General features: G+C 66.6%; 15 protein-coding genes. 4 read left to right on the top strand and 11 right to left on the bottom strand.

From position 1 onward, the window contains the following. Position 1: 1 nt before the first annotated feature. The 3 genes from AC5P53_RS03570 to AC5P53_RS03560 all read right to left on the bottom strand — a co-directional run bounded on the left by AC5P53_RS03570 (position 2) and on the right by AC5P53_RS03560 (position 6,585). Complete coding sequence (locus AC5P53_RS03570) at positions 2 to 5,236, bottom strand: RHS repeat domain-containing protein (protein ID WP_241887089.1); 5,235 nt, start codon at positions 5,234 to 5,236, stop codon at positions 2 to 4. Between the two features lie 183 nt (positions 5,237 to 5,419). Then, on the bottom strand, positions 5,420 to 5,926 hold the full coding sequence (locus AC5P53_RS03565) for a DUF2867 domain-containing protein (RefSeq protein ID WP_041863783.1): 507 nt from the start codon (positions 5,924 to 5,926) through the stop codon (positions 5,420 to 5,422). Further along, positions 5,923 to 6,585 carry a serine/threonine-protein kinase gene (locus tag AC5P53_RS03560; RefSeq protein WP_014648307.1) on the bottom strand — a complete coding sequence of 221 codons (663 nt, stop codon included), beginning with the start codon at positions 6,583 to 6,585 and terminating at the stop codon, positions 5,923 to 5,925. Before AC5P53_RS03560 ends, AC5P53_RS03565 begins: the two co-directional genes overlap by 4 nt. Before the next feature lie 85 nt (positions 6,586 to 6,670). On the opposite strand from AC5P53_RS03560, the gene AC5P53_RS03555 reads away from it, so the two are divergent. Next, entirely contained in the window at positions 6,671 to 8,668 is a 1,998-nt protein-coding gene (locus tag AC5P53_RS03555) for a bifunctional DedA family/phosphatase PAP2 family protein (RefSeq protein WP_046432354.1), read from the top strand. A gap of 185 nt (positions 8,669 to 8,853) precedes the next feature. Here AC5P53_RS03555 and AC5P53_RS03550 read toward each other — a convergent pair whose 3' ends face one another. The 3 genes from AC5P53_RS03550 to AC5P53_RS03540 all read right to left on the bottom strand — a co-directional run bounded on the left by AC5P53_RS03550 (position 8,854) and on the right by AC5P53_RS03540 (position 11,688). Beyond that, the gene (locus AC5P53_RS03550) at positions 8,854 to 9,432 is read right to left on the bottom strand and encodes an LON peptidase substrate-binding domain-containing protein (protein WP_032956024.1); all 579 of its coding nucleotides are present in this window, start codon (positions 9,430 to 9,432) and stop codon (positions 8,854 to 8,856) included. Then, the gene (gene mpl / locus AC5P53_RS03545; RefSeq protein WP_049440504.1) at positions 9,429 to 10,793 is read right to left on the bottom strand and encodes a UDP-N-acetylmuramate:L-alanyl-gamma-D-glutamyl-meso-diaminopimelate ligase; all 1,365 of its coding nucleotides are present in this window, start codon (positions 10,791 to 10,793) and stop codon (positions 9,429 to 9,431) included. The genes AC5P53_RS03550 and mpl overlap by 4 nt, the downstream gene beginning before the upstream one ends. Before the next feature lie 331 nt (positions 10,794 to 11,124). Beyond that, positions 11,125 to 11,688: an adenylate kinase gene (locus tag AC5P53_RS03540; RefSeq protein ID WP_032956019.1), complete on the bottom strand. Its 564-nt coding sequence runs from the start codon at positions 11,686 to 11,688 to the stop codon at positions 11,125 to 11,127. Positions 11,689 to 11,824: 136 nt separating this feature from the next. Here AC5P53_RS03540 and AC5P53_RS03535 point away from each other — a divergent pair, with 136 nt between their 5' ends. Further along, on the top strand, positions 11,825 to 13,081 hold the full coding sequence (locus tag AC5P53_RS03535; RefSeq protein ID WP_241887091.1) for a 6-phosphofructokinase: 1,257 nt from the start codon (positions 11,825 to 11,827) through the stop codon (positions 13,079 to 13,081). Positions 13,082 to 13,198: 117 nt separating this feature from the next. Beyond that, the gene (locus tag AC5P53_RS03530) at positions 13,199 to 13,588 is read left to right on the top strand and encodes a DUF488 domain-containing protein (protein WP_014648313.1); all 390 of its coding nucleotides are present in this window, start codon (positions 13,199 to 13,201) and stop codon (positions 13,586 to 13,588) included. Positions 13,589 to 13,662: 74 nt separating this feature from the next. Here the strand turns inward: AC5P53_RS03530 and AC5P53_RS03525 are convergent, their stop codons facing one another. Beyond that, complete coding sequence (locus AC5P53_RS03525) at positions 13,663 to 14,166, bottom strand: hypothetical protein (protein ID WP_014648314.1); 504 nt, start codon at positions 14,164 to 14,166, stop codon at positions 13,663 to 13,665. 355 nt (positions 14,167 to 14,521) lie between these two features. On the opposite strand from AC5P53_RS03525, the gene AC5P53_RS03520 reads away from it, so the two are divergent. Beyond that, positions 14,522 to 16,549, top strand: a complete 2,028-nt coding sequence (locus AC5P53_RS03520) for a sodium-translocating pyrophosphatase (protein WP_032956016.1) — start codon at positions 14,522 to 14,524, stop codon at positions 16,547 to 16,549. Between the two features lie 78 nt (positions 16,550 to 16,627). Here the strand turns inward: AC5P53_RS03520 and AC5P53_RS03515 are convergent, their stop codons facing one another. From AC5P53_RS03515 to AC5P53_RS03500, 4 genes are read right to left on the bottom strand one after another with little or no spacing between them, the layout of a single operon-like run. After that, complete coding sequence (locus tag AC5P53_RS03515) at positions 16,628 to 17,347, bottom strand: energy transducer TonB (RefSeq protein WP_241887092.1); 720 nt, start codon at positions 17,345 to 17,347, stop codon at positions 16,628 to 16,630. Further along, positions 17,344 to 17,769 carry a TonB system transport protein ExbD gene (gene exbD, locus AC5P53_RS03510; protein ID WP_227864228.1) on the bottom strand — a complete coding sequence of 142 codons (426 nt, stop codon included), beginning with the start codon at positions 17,767 to 17,769 and terminating at the stop codon, positions 17,344 to 17,346. Before exbD ends, AC5P53_RS03515 begins: the two co-directional genes overlap by 4 nt. 9 nt (positions 17,770 to 17,778) lie before the next feature. Continuing rightward, positions 17,779 to 18,507, bottom strand: a complete 729-nt coding sequence (gene exbB, locus AC5P53_RS03505) for a tonB-system energizer ExbB (RefSeq protein WP_014648318.1) — start codon at positions 18,505 to 18,507, stop codon at positions 17,779 to 17,781. Beyond that, the gene (locus AC5P53_RS03500) at positions 18,494 to 18,961 is read right to left on the bottom strand and encodes a YbaN family protein (protein ID WP_241887093.1); all 468 of its coding nucleotides are present in this window, start codon (positions 18,959 to 18,961) and stop codon (positions 18,494 to 18,496) included. The genes exbB and AC5P53_RS03500 overlap by 14 nt, the downstream gene beginning before the upstream one ends. Positions 18,962 to 18,982 lie beyond the last annotated feature (21 nt).

The following is an 18,982-nucleotide window of genomic DNA, read 5'->3' as shown; positions in this document are numbered from 1 at the left end:
GTCACCAAGGGTTGGTCAGGTCGCCGTAATCCACGACGCTCTGCGGATACGGGTTGGACCAGGCTGAACAACCGCTGGCATTGCAGGCGCGCACAATCTGTACTTCCGCGCAGTAGACCGCGCCCTGGGCTTCGATTGAGCTCTCCGGACCGGAATACTCGAGCCTTCCGCCGTAGGCCATCATCTCGTAGTTGGTTGCACCCGGCATGCTGGTCCACTTCACCTCGCAGGAGATCTTGGTGGCGCGCCCCTCCTTCCATTGCGACTTGATGGAATGAATGAACTGCGGCGTACCCGGGGGCGGATTGGAAGCGACGACCACCGTGTTGGAGAAGTCACTGCAGCCAGAGATGTTGCATGCCCTTACGCGATAGGCGTAGTTGCCGAACACCAGACCATTGCGCTGCGACTGGGTCGAACCATCGTTCTGGACCGCCGTCCAGGTTCCGCCATTGACACTCTCATCCAGCAGGTAGCTGGCCGCCATGGCAACGCCCGTCCAATTCAACGTGACACTGCCCGACGAGGTTCCTGCGGGCGCACTCAGGCTGGGCGGTGCCGGTGGCCGGATCACTGAAACAACACTCGTCGCCGAGTACCCGCCCCACCCCGCATCGTTGCCGGCCCGGACGCGGTAGGCATAGTTGCCGGTCCCCTTGCCACCGAATGCCTGACTGGTGCTGGCCAGTGAGGCAACCTGTGCCCATGCACCATTGTTGAAGCTCTCCTCCAGTGCATAGCGCAATGCGCCGTCGACGCTGCTCCACGCAATCGTATAGTTGCCATCGAGACTCTGCCCCGGCACGTTGATCGAAGGTGCCGCTGCAGGCGGATAGATCACCTGGGTCCGGGCAACATCTGATTCAGGACCACAGCCCGCTGGGTTACAGCCAAAGACCCGGTACCCATACGTCCCGGCCGGCTTGCCGGAGACCGCGAGACTGCGCGCCGCGCTCTCCTGCACCGTCTGCCAGGCGCCCGCTCCCACCTGCTCCTGCAGGCGATAGGTTGCCGCGCCCGCCGCTTCCGTCCAAGTAATGCTGTAGCTGCCATTGAATGCCGTTGCGGGCGCGCTTACAGCAGCCTTTGCCGCAGGAGGACGCTGCACCACGACACTGGCCGTCGCCGACCAGCCACTGCAGCTGTCCTGTTGGCAAGCGCGGACAGCATAGCCAAACGTTCCTTCCGCCTTCGCGGACGTGTTCCAGCTACGTTCGGCGCCGTTGTAGATCGTGGCCCAAGCTCCGCCAGCTGCCTGCTCTCGCAGTTCATAACGGCTGGCGTAAGACACCGCCGTCCACTGCAGTGCATAGGCACCGTTGTTGCTGAACGCGGGCGCGGTCAGGACCGGCGTAACCGGCGCGACGACCTGGATGGCCTGCGCCACCAGGCTGCCATTGAGGTGGATGTACTCGGTATTGCGGCCCTCCCGGGCATTTTCCTGCCGGCGCAGCACACCGTCGTTGCCGTACAGCGATCGAATGGTGGCACCGTCATTGGCGCCCGCCGACAGGATGCGCCGGCCATGTGCGTCGTATCGGTATCGCTCCGCGCTGGCCACACTGCGCAGGCGATTGCCGAAGTCGAAGCTGTAGCCGACGCCGTTGCGGCTGGAGAGGTTGCCCTGTGCGTCGTAGCTCAAGCCCAGAGTGGTGGCGCCTCCACTGTTCTGTACGTTGGTAAGCCGGTTATGGGTGTCGTACCAATAGACGTGATCCTTGACACCGGTCAGCGCGGCCGAACGCAGGTTGTCCACAGCATCGTAGGTGTAGCGGTACACGCCATCTCCGCCAAACGAAGGCGAGGTGGCCTGAATCAGACGATCCAGTCCGTCGTAGGCCATGGTGCGCGTGCGCTGCCCGTCCAGATTGTCGACGATACGCGCGACGTTGCCATTGGCGTCGTACTCGTAGGTCGTGTCCAGCGCTCCGGCACTGTCGACCACCCGGGTAGGCAACTGGCGCTGGTTCTGCGCCATCGTGTGCACGATGCCATTGCCATAGGTGAATTGCTTCATGCCCCCATTGGCGTAGTAAGTCACCCCTGAGGCGTAGCCTCCCGCCTTGGTCGGCTGGCCCAGCGCGTTGGGCGCATAGTCAACGAAGCGCCCACTCGGATAGGTCAGGCCTGAAAGTGCGCCATTGGCGTTGTAGGCATATCCCAGCGACTGGATGCCGAGGGTACTGTCACTGGAGGTTTCGGCCGTCAACAACCCACGCTTGTTGTAGGTATAGGTGTTGATCGCCTGCGTCGTCCCCGCATCGTTTGCCGTGGTCACCGTGGCCGGCTTGCCGTCCCTTGTATACGTCCAGCCCTGGTTGCCATTCCCATCCGGGAACGCAAGTGTCGACAGCCGATTGCGCGCATCGTAGCCACGAACGATCCTGCGGGCCGCAACCGGTCCAGCATCAGCGTCGCATGCCGTGGTGCTGGAAAGGTCCAGGCCAGCTGCGCTCCAGGCAAGATTGCCCGCTGCGTCGTAACCCATCAGCGTTGCGCCGGTCTCCGGCTCCACACTCTTGCAGAGCTGCTGATGACCGTCATACACATAATTGCGGGCAATCCGGGCGCTGCCGTCCTGGTTGCGGCGCACGATCGAGCGCGGCTTGCCGAAGATGTCGCGATCGATATCGGTGAACGCGCCCGCCGGGTGAATGATCGACACCGGGGATTCCGTCGACGGCGCACCGAACGCCTGGAAAGTGGTCAGCGTCGTATTGCCCTTGGGGTCGACCACTTTCAAGCCGCCACCCGCCAGATAACTGGTCAGCGATGTCAGCAGACCGGCCTCGCTGTCGACGGACACCGAGGTCTGTCGCCCCAGCGCGTCGTAGCCGGTCCATGTACCTGTACTCAGCACAGCAGACTCGCCAGGGTGCGAGGCGAACACCTGCCGACCCGCTTCGTCGTAGGCAAACCTCTGGTAGCGCTGGGTCACGCCACGCGAGGACTCGTCATATTCCTCAGTCAGCAGCGGACGCCAGAAGGCATCGAAATAGACGTTGCGCCGCGCGTTTCCGGTTGCGACGGTCTGCCGCCAATGACCCGCTCCGATACCGTACTCGTCGCCGTTGATGGCGGTGAAACTCTGTGTCGTACGTGCCCAAGCCACACTGTCGCCCGCCGGCCAGTCGATGGTGGCCATGCGTCCCATTGCGTCATAGCCGTACTGGGTGGTTGCACCGTTCTCATCGGTAACGCTGCTGACCCAGCCATTGTCGTCCACCACCGCCGACTGCACAGCGCCGTCGGCAAACTGGATCTGCTGTGGCGTGCCGCGCTTCCAGCCGGAAAGCGTAGTGCGATTGCCACGACCGTCATCCACCATGGCCACGGTTCCGTCAGGGTTGTAGCCCAGTACCTGCTTCAACAACCCATACGAACGCACTTCCGTGGGCCGCATCAGGCCATCGAACGTCGTCTGCTCGACCACCACGCCGGTATTCTCGTTGGTGACCTTCGCGATCGCGCCCAGAATCCATCTGCTTCGGTCGTCCGCATACTGAGTGGCATCGGTGCGGCTGCCCAAAGGACTGGCGCTATTGACACGCAACGGGCGAGCCAGATCATCGAACAACAATATGCTGGTCTGGTAGGTCACGCCATCCTGCTGGATGGCCTCGGCCACGACCGGCCGCACCTGAGCTGTGCTCGGCTCGTCGCCACTGTAGATCATCCCGTGAAGCGGGGCGAATGGCTGTGATTTCACTTCGTCTTCGGTCATGTAGACCGAGGTGCTGCTCTTGACCACATTCCCGGCCGCGTCAATGACGCTGCTACCCAGCAGCCGCCCTTCATTCAGCGCGTACTGCGAGCCATAGCGGTAGGCCGTGCGGGTTCCGTCGGGATTTGAGATCGTGACCTGCTTTTCCTTCTTGCAGGTCGTGCAGGGGTAGATGGCTGCACCGCCCACGCCGCCCCAGAGCGGCTCGTAGCCGCTGCCATAGTCATAGCTCCACTGCAGCACCTTCGGCAGGCCCGGTCCCCAGATCTTCTTGGCTCTCAGCGAGACTACGTCGTAGAAAAACGGGGTGACGATTTCGTAGTAGTACGCCGACTGTGCGATCCGGCGGATGCACTCGCTGGCATGGACGCCACTGCGGTACTGGCGACCATTCGAAAACTGGAACTCACCCATCGCACCGGACGGATGCTTGATGGTCATGACCAGCGTACCGTCACGCTCCGGCGGCTGCTCCTGACAGGTCTCGTTGCTGTTGCCGTCCCAGTTCACCTTCTCCCAGGCGCGCAGCGCGCTGGAGTAGGCGTAGGACCAAGTGCTTCCATCGGGCTGGGTAACTGCGGTGAGGCGGTTCTGGCCTTCGACCTGACCGTAGCCATAGTTCCAGGTACGGCCCGCGGCAGTCACCGATACCAGAAGCGTGCCGCTGTAGGCCAGCGTGATCTCGCGGCCATCGCTGGACCAGATCCGGGTCGGGTGACCGTTGCCGTTGTACTCGTACTGTACCCAGTTGCCCGACCGGTCCTCTACACGGCTGGCCATGAGGTAGATGCGCGTGCGAGCGATCTTGGTCCTGTCTCCTTCGCCGCCCGAGCGCTCCAGCGTGCCGCCAAAGCGCGTGAACGCGGTATCGAAGAAGTACGACTCGCCCGAGGTGGTCCTGACCCGATAGCCCTCGCCAGCCAGACCCGACTTCATTGGAATACAGTCGATGGCATCGCGATGCGAGGTGCTCCACTTGCGTGCAACGCCGTCTGTCGGCATCGGCGTGTTGTTCCAGGCCCCCAACATGGTGCGATCACCACCACCCGGGACATGGATCATGTTGCCCTGCCAGACTTCGTTGAGCCGGAAGGAAATGGGCCACTGAGGCACCATGTCGCCACTGCAACGATTGTTCAGCCAGGCGCTCGCGCCGGGGAACATGCCGGTGATGTACGGCGTGTCGACCTCCCAGCCGCCCACACCATCGAGACTGGCGTTGAAGCTGCCACTCCCGACCAGGTCCATCTCGACACTGAACCGGCGCCGCATCTGCACCGGCAGGGCGTTGTTGCCTGGCAGGCTGACGTCGGTGACGGCAAACTCAGTCTTGCCGTTGTAGAGGCTGACGCTCTCGCCGAAAAGATCATCCTTCAGCGCCGTCAGGTTCTGGGCGGACTCAATGAGCTTGCGGTATTCTTGGTAGGGCTCGACTGCCGAGACCGAACCTGCGACCACGCACAGCGTCAGTGCCGTAGCAACACGGCACTGCCAAGCAGCAACTCGCTTCACAATTTCCCCCTCGCGTCCGCATGCGTAGCCGCGCCAGGACGGCGCGACGTTGCTTCCATGCGACTCTCTCGTTCCTGATTCTAGGCGAGCGCTGCGAACAGATGGAAGGGGTCGTCAACGGCAATCATCTGGCACTTGCACGCGACCATTGAATTGCTTAATGCACCCACGCATGGCGTGGATCTACCGGTACGCCTGCACCTGCTTCCTCAGCAGATGCGGCACGATCAGCCGATGCACGGGTGCAACCGGCAGCATGTACACGCGCCCGAACGCGTTGTGCGTATGGACCACCGTCGCCACTTCCAGCACATCGCCCTGCCACTGCAGGGCCAGCTGCACACGCAGGTGGCGGTCGTCGTCTTCCAGCACGATGGCATCGTCATCCAGCGACTGCAGGGTGAAGATGCCCAGCCGTTGCCCCGGACGCGGCTGCGCGATGTCCTGTACCGCACGCAACGAGCCCAGGTGCTTCATGCCGAGCAGGCGCATGCCGCGATTGCGCAGTGCCATCAGCCCATCGAACCAGCCGGGAATGGTCGCCGCCATGTCGCGATAGGCCTGCAAGGCCGAGCGCCCATCACGACGGGTCGTCGCCTGGCAGGCGTGCACGAAGTCGGCGCCAGCCAGCTGTGGGCGCAGGATGCTGCCTGCACTCGGCGGGCCGGTCACCACCTGCGTACGGCTCACGGCTTCGGCCCCTGCCCCTCGTTGTCTTCCCAATGCAGGATGCGGCGGGTGACGAAGCGGTAGACCGGCTTGCCGGTGGCGAACCACAGCTCGCGCACCCAGGAGGTGCGCTTGAGCACCCGCTTTTCCACCGGGGTGAGCGACTCGCGGCAGTACATGCGCTTGTGCTTGAGCAGGTGGCGCAGGTCCTCACGGGCCAGCAGGCGCATCCAGCGCGAGCGCGGGTTGCCGATCACCGCCAGCTGGAAGTCGATCAGCGCCGGGCGGCCATCGTCGGTGACCAGCCAGTTGGCTTCCTTGGCCAGATCGTTGTGGGCCACGCCATTGCGATGCAGCTGCTGCAGCAGGCGACGCGCGGCGCGGAACCAGGCCAGGTCACCGCGAGGCGGACGCTGGTACATGGCGTCGCCGGCCATGAAGCTGCGGTCGAGATGACGTCCATCCCACGCCAGCAGCTGCGGCACATCGGCCATGCCGTGGATGTGGCGCAGTGCGCGTGCTTCACGGCGGGCCAGCCACCAGGCCGGCAGCCGCAACCACAGTGGTGTGGCGCCCAGATCACGGCGTACAAAGGAGCCGGCCGGCCCTTCCACAAGGAGGATGCGACCGAAGCTGTCGGCCTTCAGGGCGTGCGAGGGCGTGTCTGACGAATGCGGCATGTGCCCATTCTAGGCGATGGCGCCCGTTGCAAACGGTCACCAAGCGGCCGGGAACCAGTCACCTTCACGCCCCTATAATCGGGCAATGGACTCTTCATGGATCGACGCCACCCTCGCGTGGATTGCCGCTCACCCCGTGCTGGCGGGTGCCGTTATCTTCCTCATCGCCTTCTGCGATGCGGTGATCATTCTCGGCGCCATCGTGCCGGCCCTGCCGCTGCTGTTCGCGGTGGGCGTGTTCATCGGGCTGGGCCAGATCTCCGGGCCGTATGCGGTGGCGGCAGCCGCACTGGGCGCATTCGCCGGTGATGGCATCAGTTACTGGATCGGGCGCCGCTGGGGTGACCGCCTGCGTGGCGTGTGGCCCTTCAGCCGTTACCCGCAGCTGCTCGACCGCGGCGAAAACCTGTTCCGCCGCAATGCCTTCAAGAGCATCCTGGTAGCACGCTACGTGGGCGCGATCCGGCCGTTCGTGCCGGCCATCGCCGGCATGATGAAAATGCCGGCCAGCCGCTACATGCAGGCCAGTGGCATCGCCAGCATTTCGTGGGCGGTGCTGTTCCTGGCACCGGGCTGGGTGCTCGGCGAGGCCTACGACGCGGTGGCCGCCGTCGCAGGGCGCCTGGTGGTGGTGGTCGGCCTGCTGGCAGTGATCCTCGGCCTGGTCTGGGCCATCGTGCTGTACGGCTACCGCTGGTCGGCCGCGCGCATGGACAACTGGCTGGCGCGGCTGCTGGACTGGTCCAACCGACACCCGACGCTGGGCCGCTACACCGTCGGTGTGCTGGACCCGAAGCGCCGCGAGTCGGTGCCGCTGGCGATGCTGGCGCTGATGCTGCTGGTGCTGGGCTGGGGCTGGTTCGCGCTGCTGACCGTGGTGGTCGCCCATGGCGAGCCGCTGGCGATCGACCTGCTGGTGCACCAGGCCATGCTGGCGCTGCGCAATCCGCTGGCCGATTACCCGATGGCCGCGCTGGCATCGCTGGGCGCCTGGCAGGTGTTGTTGCCGGCCACCGCTGCAGCGATGGGCTACCTGATCTGGCGCCGCCGCTGGATGGCAGCCGCGCACTGGCTGGCCGCGCTTGCCTTCGGCCTGGCGTTGACCATGCTGCTCGGCGCAACGGTGGATGTGGTGCGACCGGTCGATGCCAGCAGTGGCTTTGGCTTCCCGTCGGTGTCGGTGACCATGGCCACCATCACCTTCGGCTTCTTCGCGGTGCTGATCGCCCGCGAGATGCCTGGCCGCACCCGTGTCTGGCCGTACCTGGTGTCGGGCATCGTGGTCAGCCTGATCGGCTTCTCGCGCCTGTACCTGGGCGCGCACTGGCTGAGCGATGTGATCGGCGGCATGCTGTTCGGTACGTTCTGGCTGCTGGTGCTGGGCATCGCCTACCGCCGCCGCTTCAACCGCTCGTTCTGGGTGAAGCCGGTGGCGTGGCTGTTCTACGGTGTCTTCGCCGTGGCGGCGATGTGGTACGCGCCGCGCCACATTCCGGTGAAGCTGGAACGCTTCGAGCCGACCCTGCCGGCGGCGCAGGCGATGGACATGCAGGCCTGGTGGCAGCACGACTGGGCGACACTGCCGGCGCGCCGCAACGAGTTCGACGACGACCAGCGCTGGCCGCTGGACGTGCAGGTGGCGGGCCCGCTGGCCCCGCTGCAGGCGCAGCTGGAAGCACGCGGCTGGAAGCGGCAGGAACAGGCCGGCTGGCAGGAGGCGCTGCTGATGCTGGACAAGAACACGGGTGCCGACGAACTGCCGGTGCTGCCAGCCACGCTGGACACGCGCGTGGAAGCGCTGTTGATGGTGCGCCCGGGTACACACCGCGATGAGCGCTATGTACTGCGCCTGTGGCCAGCCCCTGCGCAGTTGCAACCGGGCAATACGCCGCTATGGCTGGGCAGTGCGCAGACCCTGCGCTACGAGCGTCATTTCGAGTGGATCGGCATGTGGCACCCGCTGCGTGGCGTCGACCCGGCGCTCAACGCAGTGAAGGACGCCGTGCAGGACCTGCCGCAGCGCGAGGATGTGCACAGCGAAACCGGGTTGCCGGTGCTGCGGTTGAAGACCACGGCGCCCTGACCGGCACCGGTGCGCGATCACCCACTGAAGAGCCGAGCCCATGCTCGGCCGCTCTTCGCGGGAACCATCAAGCCGAGCATAGGCTCGGCTCTACAGTAGATCAGTAGATCCACGCCGTGCGTGGATGGCATTCCACGCATGCCCCAGCGTGTGCACCAAGGTGCACACCCACCCAAGGCAGGCTGCTACGGCATCCAGCCCAGCAACTGCTGCAATCGCTGGTGCGGGTCGTCCATCTGCAGCAGCTGCAGGCGCTGCTGCTCGCTCAGCGGCAACAGCTCGGCCAGCCGCCAGCCGACCCAGCTGGCCTGGTCCAGCAACGCCGGGTTGGACGGCGCATAGGCCTCGCCGGCCTGTTCGATGATGTGCCCCAGCACCGTGGCCAGCAGCGCGTGCTGTGGTCGCAGTTCGTCGTCCGGGTCTTCCTCGCACCAGCGCACGTCGGCCACCACCAGGCCGTTGTCGCGCACGCGGGTACGCTCCACATGGAAACGGCGGGTGCCGCGCAGGCGCAGCTGCAGCACGCCATCGGCGCCGACATCGAAGTCTTCGATGCGCACCTGCACGCCGTAGGCCGCTGGCGTCGCCGGTGCGCCGACTTCCTCGCCATCGAGGATCAGGCAGACACCGAACCCCTCACCACTGCGGCCGCTGTCGCGGACCAGGTCCAGATAGCGGCGCTCGAAAACACGCAGGCCCACCGCCGCACCCGGCACCAGCGTGGTGTGCAGCGGAAACAGCGGCAGCGGGCTGTCGACGCTCATCGGGCCTGCAACGCGGCGAGGAAGCGGCGCGGGGCGCCGTCGAAGCCACCGTTGGACATGAACACCACGTGGTCGCCACTGCGCACGCTGGACTGCAGCTGCGCCAGCAATGCGTCGGTATCCGGCACCGCGTGGGCGTCACCACGTACCGCAGCGATCACCGCAGCGGCATCCCAGGCCAGTTCCGGGCGATGCAGGAACACCACTTCATCAGCCAGCGCCAGCGACGGTGCCAGTGCCTGCGCATGTGCGCCCAACCGCATCGAGTTGCTGCGCGGTTCCATCGCAACCACGATGCGCGCATCGCCGACCCTGGCACGCAGGCCCTCCAGCGTGGTGGCGATCGCGGTGGGGTGATGGGCGAAATCGTCGTAGACGGTGATGCCGCCATGGCTGCCGATCACTTCCATGCGGCGCTTGACGCTGCGGAAGCGCGCCAGCGCCGGGATCACCGTGGCCGGCGCCACGCCCACTGCATGCGCAGCGGCCAGCGCGGCCAGCCCGTTGAGCACGTTGTGGCGGCCCAGCAGCGACCACTGCACGTCGCCCAGCGCCTGCCCACGATGGTGCACGCGGAACGCGCTGCCATCGGCGGCCAGCAGCTCGGCATGCCACTCCAGCGACGGATCGAAACCAAACCGCTCGACCGGGGTCCAGCAGCCCATCGCCAGCACTTCGGCCAGGTGCTGATCCTCGCCGTTGACGATCAGCCGCCCACGTGCGGGCACGGTACGCACCAGGTGGTGGAACTGGCGCTGGATCGCCGCCACGTCCGGGAAGATGTCGGCGTGGTCGTATTCAAGATTGTTGAGGATGGCCACCAGCGGCCGGTAGTGCACGAACTTGCTGCGCTTGTCGAAGAAGGCCGTGTCGTACTCATCGGCTTCGACCACGAACTCGCGGCCCTGGCCCAGGCGCGCGGAGACTCCGAAATCCTCGGCGACGCCGCCGATCAGGAAGCCGGGCGAGCGCCCTGCACTTTCCAGCAGCCAGGTGAGGATGGTGGTGGTGGTGGTCTTGCCATGGGTACCGGCCACGGCCAGCGTGTCGCGGCCCGGCAGCACCTGCTCGGACAGCCACTGCGCGCCGGATATATAGCGCTGGCCGGCATCGAGCACGGCTTCCACGGCGGCATTGCCGCGCGACAGCGCGTTGCCGATCACCACCTCGTCGGTGCCGGCCGGCACGCTGTCGGCACGGTAGCCCTGGTCCAGGGTGATGCCCAGCTGTTCGAGCTGGGTCGACATCGGCGGGTAGATGGCCTGGTCGCTGCCGCTGACGGAATGCCCGAGTTCCCGCGCCAGGGCGGCCACGCCGCCCATGAAGGTGCCGGCAATTGCAAGGATATGTACGCTGCTCATGACCGAGGATTGTGACCGATGACGGCTGTATAGGGCCAATGTCCGCTATCGGGTAAGACAACCCCTACACGGGATGTGAGAAAACTCCAATCAGCTGTCAGGGAATTCCCGATAGCGATGTTCTGTGAACCCGGACACAATTCGAACTGCCAGCCGCAGTACCCGAACCGGTCCTACTCCCCAAGAGGCCATCCCCAAGGGAGCTCATGCTGCGGGGCCCTGAGCAAGCCCTTCGCTGGCGCCTGTCAAACGACACAGGCCTGATCCTCGCGGACCAGGCCTGTGTTTTTTTGCGCCCGGGGAGCCGGCAATTCGCGCCGGCCCGGCCGGATCAGGCCTTGATCGCCGCCAGGATGCGGGCTTCGATCTCGTCCAGCTCACCGACGCCATCGACGCGGGCCAGGGTGCCACGGCCGGCGTAGAAATCGACCACCGGGGCGGTCTGCTCGTTGTAGACCTGCAGGCGCTGGCGCACCGCTTCCGGATTGTCATCGGCGCGGCCCTGCTCCTTGGCACGACCGGCGATGCGATCCACCAGCAGCTCGGTGGCCACGTCCAGCTGCACCACGGCGTCCAGCGGCTGGCCGATCTTGGCCAGCAGGCCGTCCATCGCATTGGCCTGGGCCACGTTGCGCGGGTAGCCATCGAGGATGAAGCCCTTGGCGACATCAGCCTGGGTCAGGCGCGACTCCAGCATGCCCAGCAGGATGTCGTCCGACACCAGGTTGCCGGCATCCATCACCGTCTTGGCCTGCTTGCCCAGCTCGGTGCCGGCGGCGATTTCCGCGCGCAGCATGTCACCGGTCGAAATGTGGGCGATGCCCAGCTTTTCCTTCAGGCGCGTCGCCTGTGTCCCCTTGCCCGAACCGGGCGGTCCCAACAGAACCAATCGCATTGACCTGACTCCAACGTGTTGAAAACAAAGAAGGTTCGCGTCCCGGACGGTCCGGTATCGCTGCACCGCAATAGCGCCACTTTACCGCATCCGGGTAATGTCCCTGCAATGTCCCCTCCCCCGAGCAGGTAGAAGCATGCGCAACGGTACTCTCCTTTATGCCCAGTCCGGCGGTGTCACCGCCGTCATCAACGCCACGGCGGCGGCGGTGATCGAGCAGGCGCGGGCCAAGGGCATCAAGGTCCTGGCCGCCCGCAACGGCATCCTCGGCGCCCTGCGCGAGGAGCTGATCGACACCAGCAAGGAGAGTGCCGCGGCCATCCGCGCGCTGGCCCATACCCCGGGCGGTGCCTTCGGCTCGTGCCGGGTCAAGCTGAAATCGCTGGACGCCGACCGCGCCCGCTACGACCGCCTGCTGGAGGTGCTGCGCGCGCACGACGTGCGCTGGTTCCTCTACAACGGCGGCAACGACTCCGCCGATACCGCGCTGAAGGTCTCGCAGCTGGCCAAGGCCTCCGGCTACGACCTGACCTGCATTGGCGTGCCCAAGACCATCGACAACGATCTGGCGGTGACCGACACCTGCCCCGGCTTCGGCTCGGCGGCCAAGTACACCGCCGTCTCGGTGCGCGAGGCGGCGCTGGACGTTGCGGCGATGGCCGAGACCTCCACCCGCGTCTTCATCTACGAGGCGATGGGCCGCCACGCCGGCTGGCTGGCCGCGGCCGCCGGTCTGGCTTGCAACGGTGATGACGACGCACCGCACATCATCCTGCTGCCCGAGCGCGCCTACGACGAGGCTGCATTCCTGGCCAAGGTGAAGGCCGTGGTCGAGCGCGTCGGCTACTGCGTGGTGGTGGCGTCGGAAGGTATCGCGACCGCAGATGGCCGCTTCGTCGCCGACGCAGGCGGCGGCAAGGACTCGTTCGGTCACTCGCAGCTGGGCGGCGTGGCGGCGCAGCTTGCTGCACGGGTCAAGGACCAGCTGGGCCTGAAGGTGCACTGGGCGCTGCCCGACTACCTGCAGCGCTCGGCCCGCCACCTGGCCAGCAGGACCGACTGGGAGCAGGCACAGGCGGTCGGCAAGGCCGCCGTGCAGCTGGCACTGAAGGGCCAGAACGGCGTGATGCCGGTGATCGTGCGCAGCAGCGATGCGCCCTATCGCTGGAAGATCGAAGCGGCCCCGCTGTCGAAGATCGCCAACCACGAGAAGAAGATGCCAGCCGGCTTCATCCGCCGCGATGGCTTCGGCATCACCGCCAAGGCGCGCGCCTACCTGTCGCCGCTGATCAAGGGCGAAGCGCCGCTTCCCTATGGCACCGACGGCCTGCCGAAGTACGTGACACTGAAGAACGTGGCGGTGAAGCAGAAGCTGCCGGCCTTCGAGGGCTGACCTGAAAAAGGGGACGGAGGGGATTAAGTCGCATACGCCCCTCTGTCATCTCCAACAGCATCAGCAGTGGGTCGGATACGACTTAATCCCCTCCGTCCCCTTTTCATGGAGGTCATCATGGCACTGCGTGTTGTTCGTCTCGGCAGCCCGCGCCAACCCGGTGAGGGCCTGCGCATCGGCACCGTGCGGCGACCACCGCGCGGCGTGCCCCGCAGCGAATTCGCGAAACGGGACTGGTACGACGTCTGGTTCCCGACTCTGTCACCCAGCGCGGAGCTGGTGAAACAGGCCCATGAGGCGAAGACCGCCGCCGACTGGACTGCGTTCTTCCGCCACTACAAGGCCGAGATGAAAGCGCCCGATGCCGCGCACGCGCTGGACCTGCTGGCCGCGATGTCGCAGCACAGCGACCTCAGCGTGGGCTGCTACTGCGAGGACGAAGCGCATTGCCATCGCAGGGCGTTGCGCGAGCTGCTGGTGGCGCGCGGGGCGACGCTGGCGGAGTGAGATCAGCCGGATGCCGGCCAGCGGCCGGCACTACCACCCGTGGACGACTGCGTGGGCGCAGCGCACGCATCATCTCAATTGCAGGCCTTGCCTTCCATCTGCAGCTGCGCGGCGAACATCGTCACCTGCGGAATCTGGCCGGCTGCCGCCTGCTTCTTGGCCTCTTCCAGATAGATGCGCGACTGGCCCTGCCCATCCAGCTCGACCTTGTTGCTCGACGGCAGGCGCCACACCCGCACCACCGCCTGCTGCGCCGGGCATGCCGCGTTGGGCACGCGGATCACATCGTTGAGCTTCCAGCCCTTGTCGGCACTCGGCTGTGCCTTGGTGTAGTCGACGAAGCGCGCACGTGGCTGGCACTGCTCGCTGGTACGCACGGCGGAGAAGCGGTACGGGGCGGCGGCATCGCCGGTGAACGCACCTTCCAGGCGTGCGCAGGCCTCGGGAATCTGGCGCAGCGTATGCACCGCGCCCACCGCCTGGGGTGCGCCCACGGCACGCTGCAGCTCCGGGGTTTCCGCAGCGAGTGCCGGCACGGCCGGGGCCAGGGCGGCGAGCATCAACAGGGACAGGCGCATGGGGGATCTCCATCGGGACTCCGCGCAGGCTTGCAGAGGCTGGCTTAACGGGGTGCAAAGGCCGGTGGCTCGCAAATCATGCCCTTGCCTGGCGGCGGGTCCGCGCGCATGTCGACGCGTTCATTGGCAGGGCGCCCACGGGTCATGCGGCGCGGCTCCCACGGGCCAGTCGAGCATGGCTCGACTCTACAAAGAGCGGCACGCATACTGCAGGCACCAGGGAATGCTGAACACCGCCATACGTCGGACGACCACCAAGGTCGGTACGGGTTGGTTCCAGGCTGCAGCCCGTCGTCCCCCTCGTGGTGCCGTTCATCGCCACTGGATGCCTACATCCATTCTGCGGAGGGGTCTAATGCTGGAACGTCACGGGCTGTCACTGGCGCTGGGCTGCGCCATTCTCGCGATCCTGTTCGGAATCGTCTCGGCGCGCTGGATCCTGCGCCAACCCACCGGCAATGAGCGCATGGTTGCGATCGCCACCGCGATCCAGGAAGGTGCGCGTGCCTACCTCAACCGTCAGTACCTGACCATCGGCATCGCCGGCGTGGTGCTGTTCGTGCTGGTCGGGGTGTTCCTCAGCTGGTACACCGCGATTGGTTTCGCGGTCGGTGCGGTGCTGTCCGGCGCCGCCGGCTACATCGGCATGAACGTGTCGGTGCGCGCCAACGTGCGCACCGCGGAGGCGGCGCGCCAGGGCATCAGCGCGGCGATGGACGTCGCCTTCCGCGGCGGCGCGATCACCGGCATGCTGGTGGTCGGGCTGGGCCTGCTGGGCGTGGCAGGCTACTACGCACTGCTGCTGCGCATGGGCCTGCCGATGGAGCAGGCGCTGCACGCGCTGGTCGGGCTGGCGTTCGGTTCGTCGCTGATCTCGATCTTCGCGCGGTTGGGCGGCGGCATCTTCACCAAAGGAGCCGACGTCGGCGCCGACCTGGTCGGCAAGGTCGAAGCCGGTATTCCCGAAGATGATCCGCGCAACCCGGCGGTGATCGCCGACAACGTCGGTGACAACGTCGGTGACTGCGCCGGCATGGCCGCCGACCTGTTCGAGACCTACGCGGTGACCGTGATCGCCACCATGCTGCTGGGCAGCCTGATGCTGGCCGAGGCCGGCGCCAACGCGGTGCTCTACCCGCTGGTGCTGGGCGGCGTATCGATCATCGCCTCGATCATCGGTGCGCTGTTCGTCAAGGTGAAGCCGGGCGGCTCGATCATGGGTGCGCTGTACAAGGGCGTGATCGTCTCCGGCGTGCTGGCGGCGATTGCGTTCTATCCGATCACCACCGGGCTGATGTCCGACAACGTGCATGGGCCGATGGCGCTGTATGGCTGCGCGTTGATCGGGTTGGTGCTGACCGGGCTGATTGTGTGGATCACCGAGTACTACACCGGCACCCAGTACAAGCCGGTGCAGCACGTGGCGCAGGCCTCGACCACCGGCCATGGCACCAACATCATCGCCGGCCTAGGCATTTCGATGAAGTCCACCGCGCTGCCGGTGGTGGCGGTGTGTGCGGCGATCTGGGGAGCCTTCGCGCTGGGCGGCCTGTACGGCATCGCCATCGCCGCTACTGCGATGCTGTCGATGGCCGGCATGATCGTCGCCCTCGATGCCTACGGCCCGATCACCGACAACGCCGGTGGCATCGCCGAAATGGCCGAGCTGCCCTCGGAGATCCGCGACATCACCGATCCGCTGGATGCAGTGGGCAACACCACCAAGGCAGTGACCAAGGGCTACGCGATCGGATCGGCGGCGCTGGCCGCACTGGTGCTGTTCGCCGACTACACCCACAACCTGCAGGCGGCCAATCCCGGCCAGGAGTTCCGCTTCGATCTCAGCGACCACACGGTGATCATCGGCCTGCTGATCGGCGGCCTGATTCCCTACCTGTTCGGTGCGATGGCGATGGAAGCGGTCGGCCGCGCCGCCGGTGCGGTGGTGGAGGAAGTGCGCCGCCAGTTCCGCGAGATCCCCGGCATCATGCAGGGCACCGGCAAGCCCCAGTACGACAAGGCGGTGGACATGCTGACCCGCTCGGCGATCCGCGAAATGATCGTGCCGTCATTGCTGCCGGTGGCGGTGCCGGTGGTGGTCGGCTTGCTGCTGGGGCCACGCGCGCTGGGCGGCCTGCTGATCGGCACCATCGTGACCGGCCTGTTCGTGGCCATTTCGATGACCACCGGCGGCGGTGCCTGGGACAACGCCAAGAAGTACATCGAGGACGGCCACTTCGGCGGCAAGGGCAGCGAGGCGCACAAGGCCGCGGTGACCGGCGATACCGTCGGTGACCCGTACAAGGACACCGCCGGCCCGGCGATCAATCCGCTGATCAAGATCATCAACATCGTGGCGCTGCTGCTGGTGCCGCTGCTGTAGATCCGCGCCATGCGTGGATGACGGCCTCGATGGGGTCAGAGCCCTTTCCTGCGGAAAGGGATCCGACCCCACCGTCAATCACCGCCCACGCAGGAAGAACGACACCGGCACCATCACTTCCACCGGGTCGCCGGCCATTTCGGCCGGCGGCGCCGGCAGCGGGCTGGCCCGCTGCACGGTGTCCAGCGTCTCCTGGTCGAGCAGCGCGAAGCCACTGCTGCGGCCCAGTTTCAACCCCGAGACCGCGCCATCGCGGGCCACGGCAAAGCGCACGTAGACCACGCCCTGCTGGCGCAGCCGCTCGGCCTGGCGCGGATAGCGCCGATGCTTCTGCAGATGCCCGAGCAGGCGCCCTTCCCAGGTTGCCTCGGCGCGACTGCGTTCGCCGGCCGTGGTCTGCGGTGCGGTGTAGCGTGCGGCCGCGTCGGCCGCCACCTGCGGCGGTGCGCTGGTCTGTGCAACGTCGGTGTCAGCGGTGTCCGGCGAGGGCGTCGGCTCCGGCGTACGCGGCGGTGGCAGGTCACCCTGCGGCTGCGCCGGCGCCTTCGGCTGCTCGCGCAGGGCCGGCTTCGGCGCCTGCCGCTGCTGTTGCTGCTGCAGCGGGCCGGTGGCGACCTCGCGCGGCGGCACCGGCGGTGCCTGCACCATCGGTGCCAGTTCCAGCATCAGCGCGACGGGCGGCGCCGTCGCAGCCAGCACCGGTGCTCGCGTCGCCCACCAGCAGGCCGCGCCGATCAACAGCGCGTGCACCAGCAGTACGATCGCCAGGCTGGTCGCCCAGCGCCGCAGTCCGCTCATTGCGTGCGCTGCTCCAGGCCGACCAGTGCCACCTTCAGGTAACCGGCCGCACGCAATGCATCCAGCGTGGCCATCAGTTCGCCGTAGGGCACGTGGGTATCGGCGCGCAGGAAGATACGCTGCGCGGTGTCACTGTGGGTGGCCGCCTGCAATGCAGCCGCCAGCCCGTCGCGCGCTACGGCCTGTTCGCCAACGCGAAGCGACAGATCGGCCTGCACAGTCACATACACCGGCGCCTGTGCGGGCGGCGTGGCACTGGCGCTGCTGGCCGGCAGCTGCACCGGCACCGACACGGTCGCCAGCGGTGCGGCCACCATGAAGATGATCAACAGCACCAGCATCACGTCGATGAAGGGCGTGACATTGATCTCGTGCGCTTCTTCGGGGGCATCGTCGCGGTCGGACGCGGTCCTGATCGCCATCGTCGCGCCTCAGTGCACCGCGCGCAGCGGCGCCGCAGCGGCACGCGGGACGGCACGATCAAGATCGCGCGACACCAGCTGCTGCACGGCGGCCGACAGATCGCCGAGCAGCCCCCGCAGGCCGGCCAGCACGCGGCTGAAATGGTTGTAGACCAGCACCGCGGGAATCGCCGCGACCAGGCCGAGCGCTGTCGCCAACAGGGCCTCGGCGATGCCGGGCGCAACCACCGCCAGGCTGGTGGTGTTGCTGTGGGCGATGCCGATGAAACTGTTCATGATCCCCCACACCGTACCGAACAGGCCGACAAACGGCGCCACCGCGCCGATGCTGGCGAGCGCGCCGATACCGCGCCGCTGCACGCGCGCGGTTTCCAGCTCGATGCGTTCCAGGCGCGAGGCGACGCGCTCCTTGATGCCGTCGTGGCTGTCCAGCTCCTGCGACAGGCGCAGTTCGGTGCGTGCAGCGTCCAGCATCGTCAGTGCGGCGCCCTGTTGCAGGGTCGCTTCTTCGCTCTGCGTCGGCAGCTGTGCGGACTGCAGCAACAGCGCGCGTGCCGCACGCAGCTGCCGGGCCTGCCGCGCCAGCTCCCAGCCCTTGGCCAGCAGCACGGTCCAGGTGGCCAGCGACGCCAGTGCCAGCGCGATCATCACGGCCTTCACCACCACGTCGGCGGCCAGGTACATGCCCCACGGGGTCAATGCGGGGGCGGCCACAGGGGCCAGGTCAGCAGGCAGCATCGTCTCGGTTTCCATCAGCATCAGGGGTCGCTGCGCCACGGCGGGTCGCACGCGGATCATTGGCGTCGTCCACTTCCACGACCGGATGGGGCTGCAGCCGCGGCGCGGGTCGGCTGAGCACGTAGCCGGCGCTGACCGCGAAGAACAGGCCCACGCCCAGCAGCAGGCGCCACGACGGGTGCGCTCCCCAGCAGAACAGCGCAAAACCGACGGCCATGCCGGCACTGGCGAATGCCTTGCCCTTGCGCGACACCGCACCCTGCTCACGCCACAGCCGCAGTGACGGGCCGTAGCGCGGATGCGCCAGCAGGCGCTGCTCGAACTTCGGCGAGCTGCGTGCGAAGCAGCCCACGGCGAGGATCAGGAAGATGGTGGTCGGCATCACCGGCAGCAACGCGCCGATCACCCCGAGGCCGACCATCAACCATCCCAGCGCGAACCAGAGCCAACGCATCAGCGCTGCATCCGCAGGCGG

The sequence above is a fragment of the Stenotrophomonas sp. YJH_SMC_82 genome (assembly GCF_059368875.1).
Note: the sequence above shows the minus strand (reverse complement) of the source record. Positions and strands in the feature narration are given on the sequence as shown.

Coding starts and splice junctions, on each gene's coding strand:
- AC5P53_RS03515 (WP_241887092.1), bottom strand. CDS start 17,347: ATGAGCGGACTGCGGCGCTGGGCGACCAGCCTGGCGATCGTACTGCTG.
- exbB (WP_014648318.1), bottom strand. CDS start 18,507: ATGCTGCCTGCTGACCTGGCCCCTGTGGCCGCCCCCGCATTGACCCCG.
- AC5P53_RS03520 (WP_032956016.1), top strand. CDS start 14,522: ATGCTGGAACGTCACGGGCTGTCACTGGCGCTGGGCTGCGCCATTCTC.
- AC5P53_RS03530 (WP_014648313.1), top strand. CDS start 13,199: ATGGCACTGCGTGTTGTTCGTCTCGGCAGCCCGCGCCAACCCGGTGAG.
- AC5P53_RS03550 (WP_032956024.1), bottom strand. CDS start 9,432: ATGAGCGTCGACAGCCCGCTGCCGCTGTTTCCGCTGCACACCACGCTG.
- AC5P53_RS03525 (WP_014648314.1), bottom strand. CDS start 14,166: ATGCGCCTGTCCCTGTTGATGCTCGCCGCCCTGGCCCCGGCCGTGCCG.
- exbD (WP_227864228.1), bottom strand. CDS start 17,769: ATGGCGATCAGGACCGCGTCCGACCGCGACGATGCCCCCGAAGAAGCG.
- AC5P53_RS03500 (WP_241887093.1), bottom strand. CDS start 18,961: ATGCGTTGGCTCTGGTTCGCGCTGGGATGGTTGATGGTCGGCCTCGGG.
- AC5P53_RS03540 (WP_032956019.1), bottom strand. CDS start 11,688: ATGCGATTGGTTCTGTTGGGACCGCCCGGTTCGGGCAAGGGGACACAG.
- mpl (WP_049440504.1), bottom strand. CDS start 10,793: ATGAGCAGCGTACATATCCTTGCAATTGCCGGCACCTTCATGGGCGGC.
- AC5P53_RS03535 (WP_241887091.1), top strand. CDS start 11,825: ATGCGCAACGGTACTCTCCTTTATGCCCAGTCCGGCGGTGTCACCGCC.
- AC5P53_RS03555 (WP_046432354.1), top strand. CDS start 6,671: ATGGACTCTTCATGGATCGACGCCACCCTCGCGTGGATTGCCGCTCAC.
- AC5P53_RS03560 (WP_014648307.1), bottom strand. CDS start 6,585: ATGCCGCATTCGTCAGACACGCCCTCGCACGCCCTGAAGGCCGACAGC.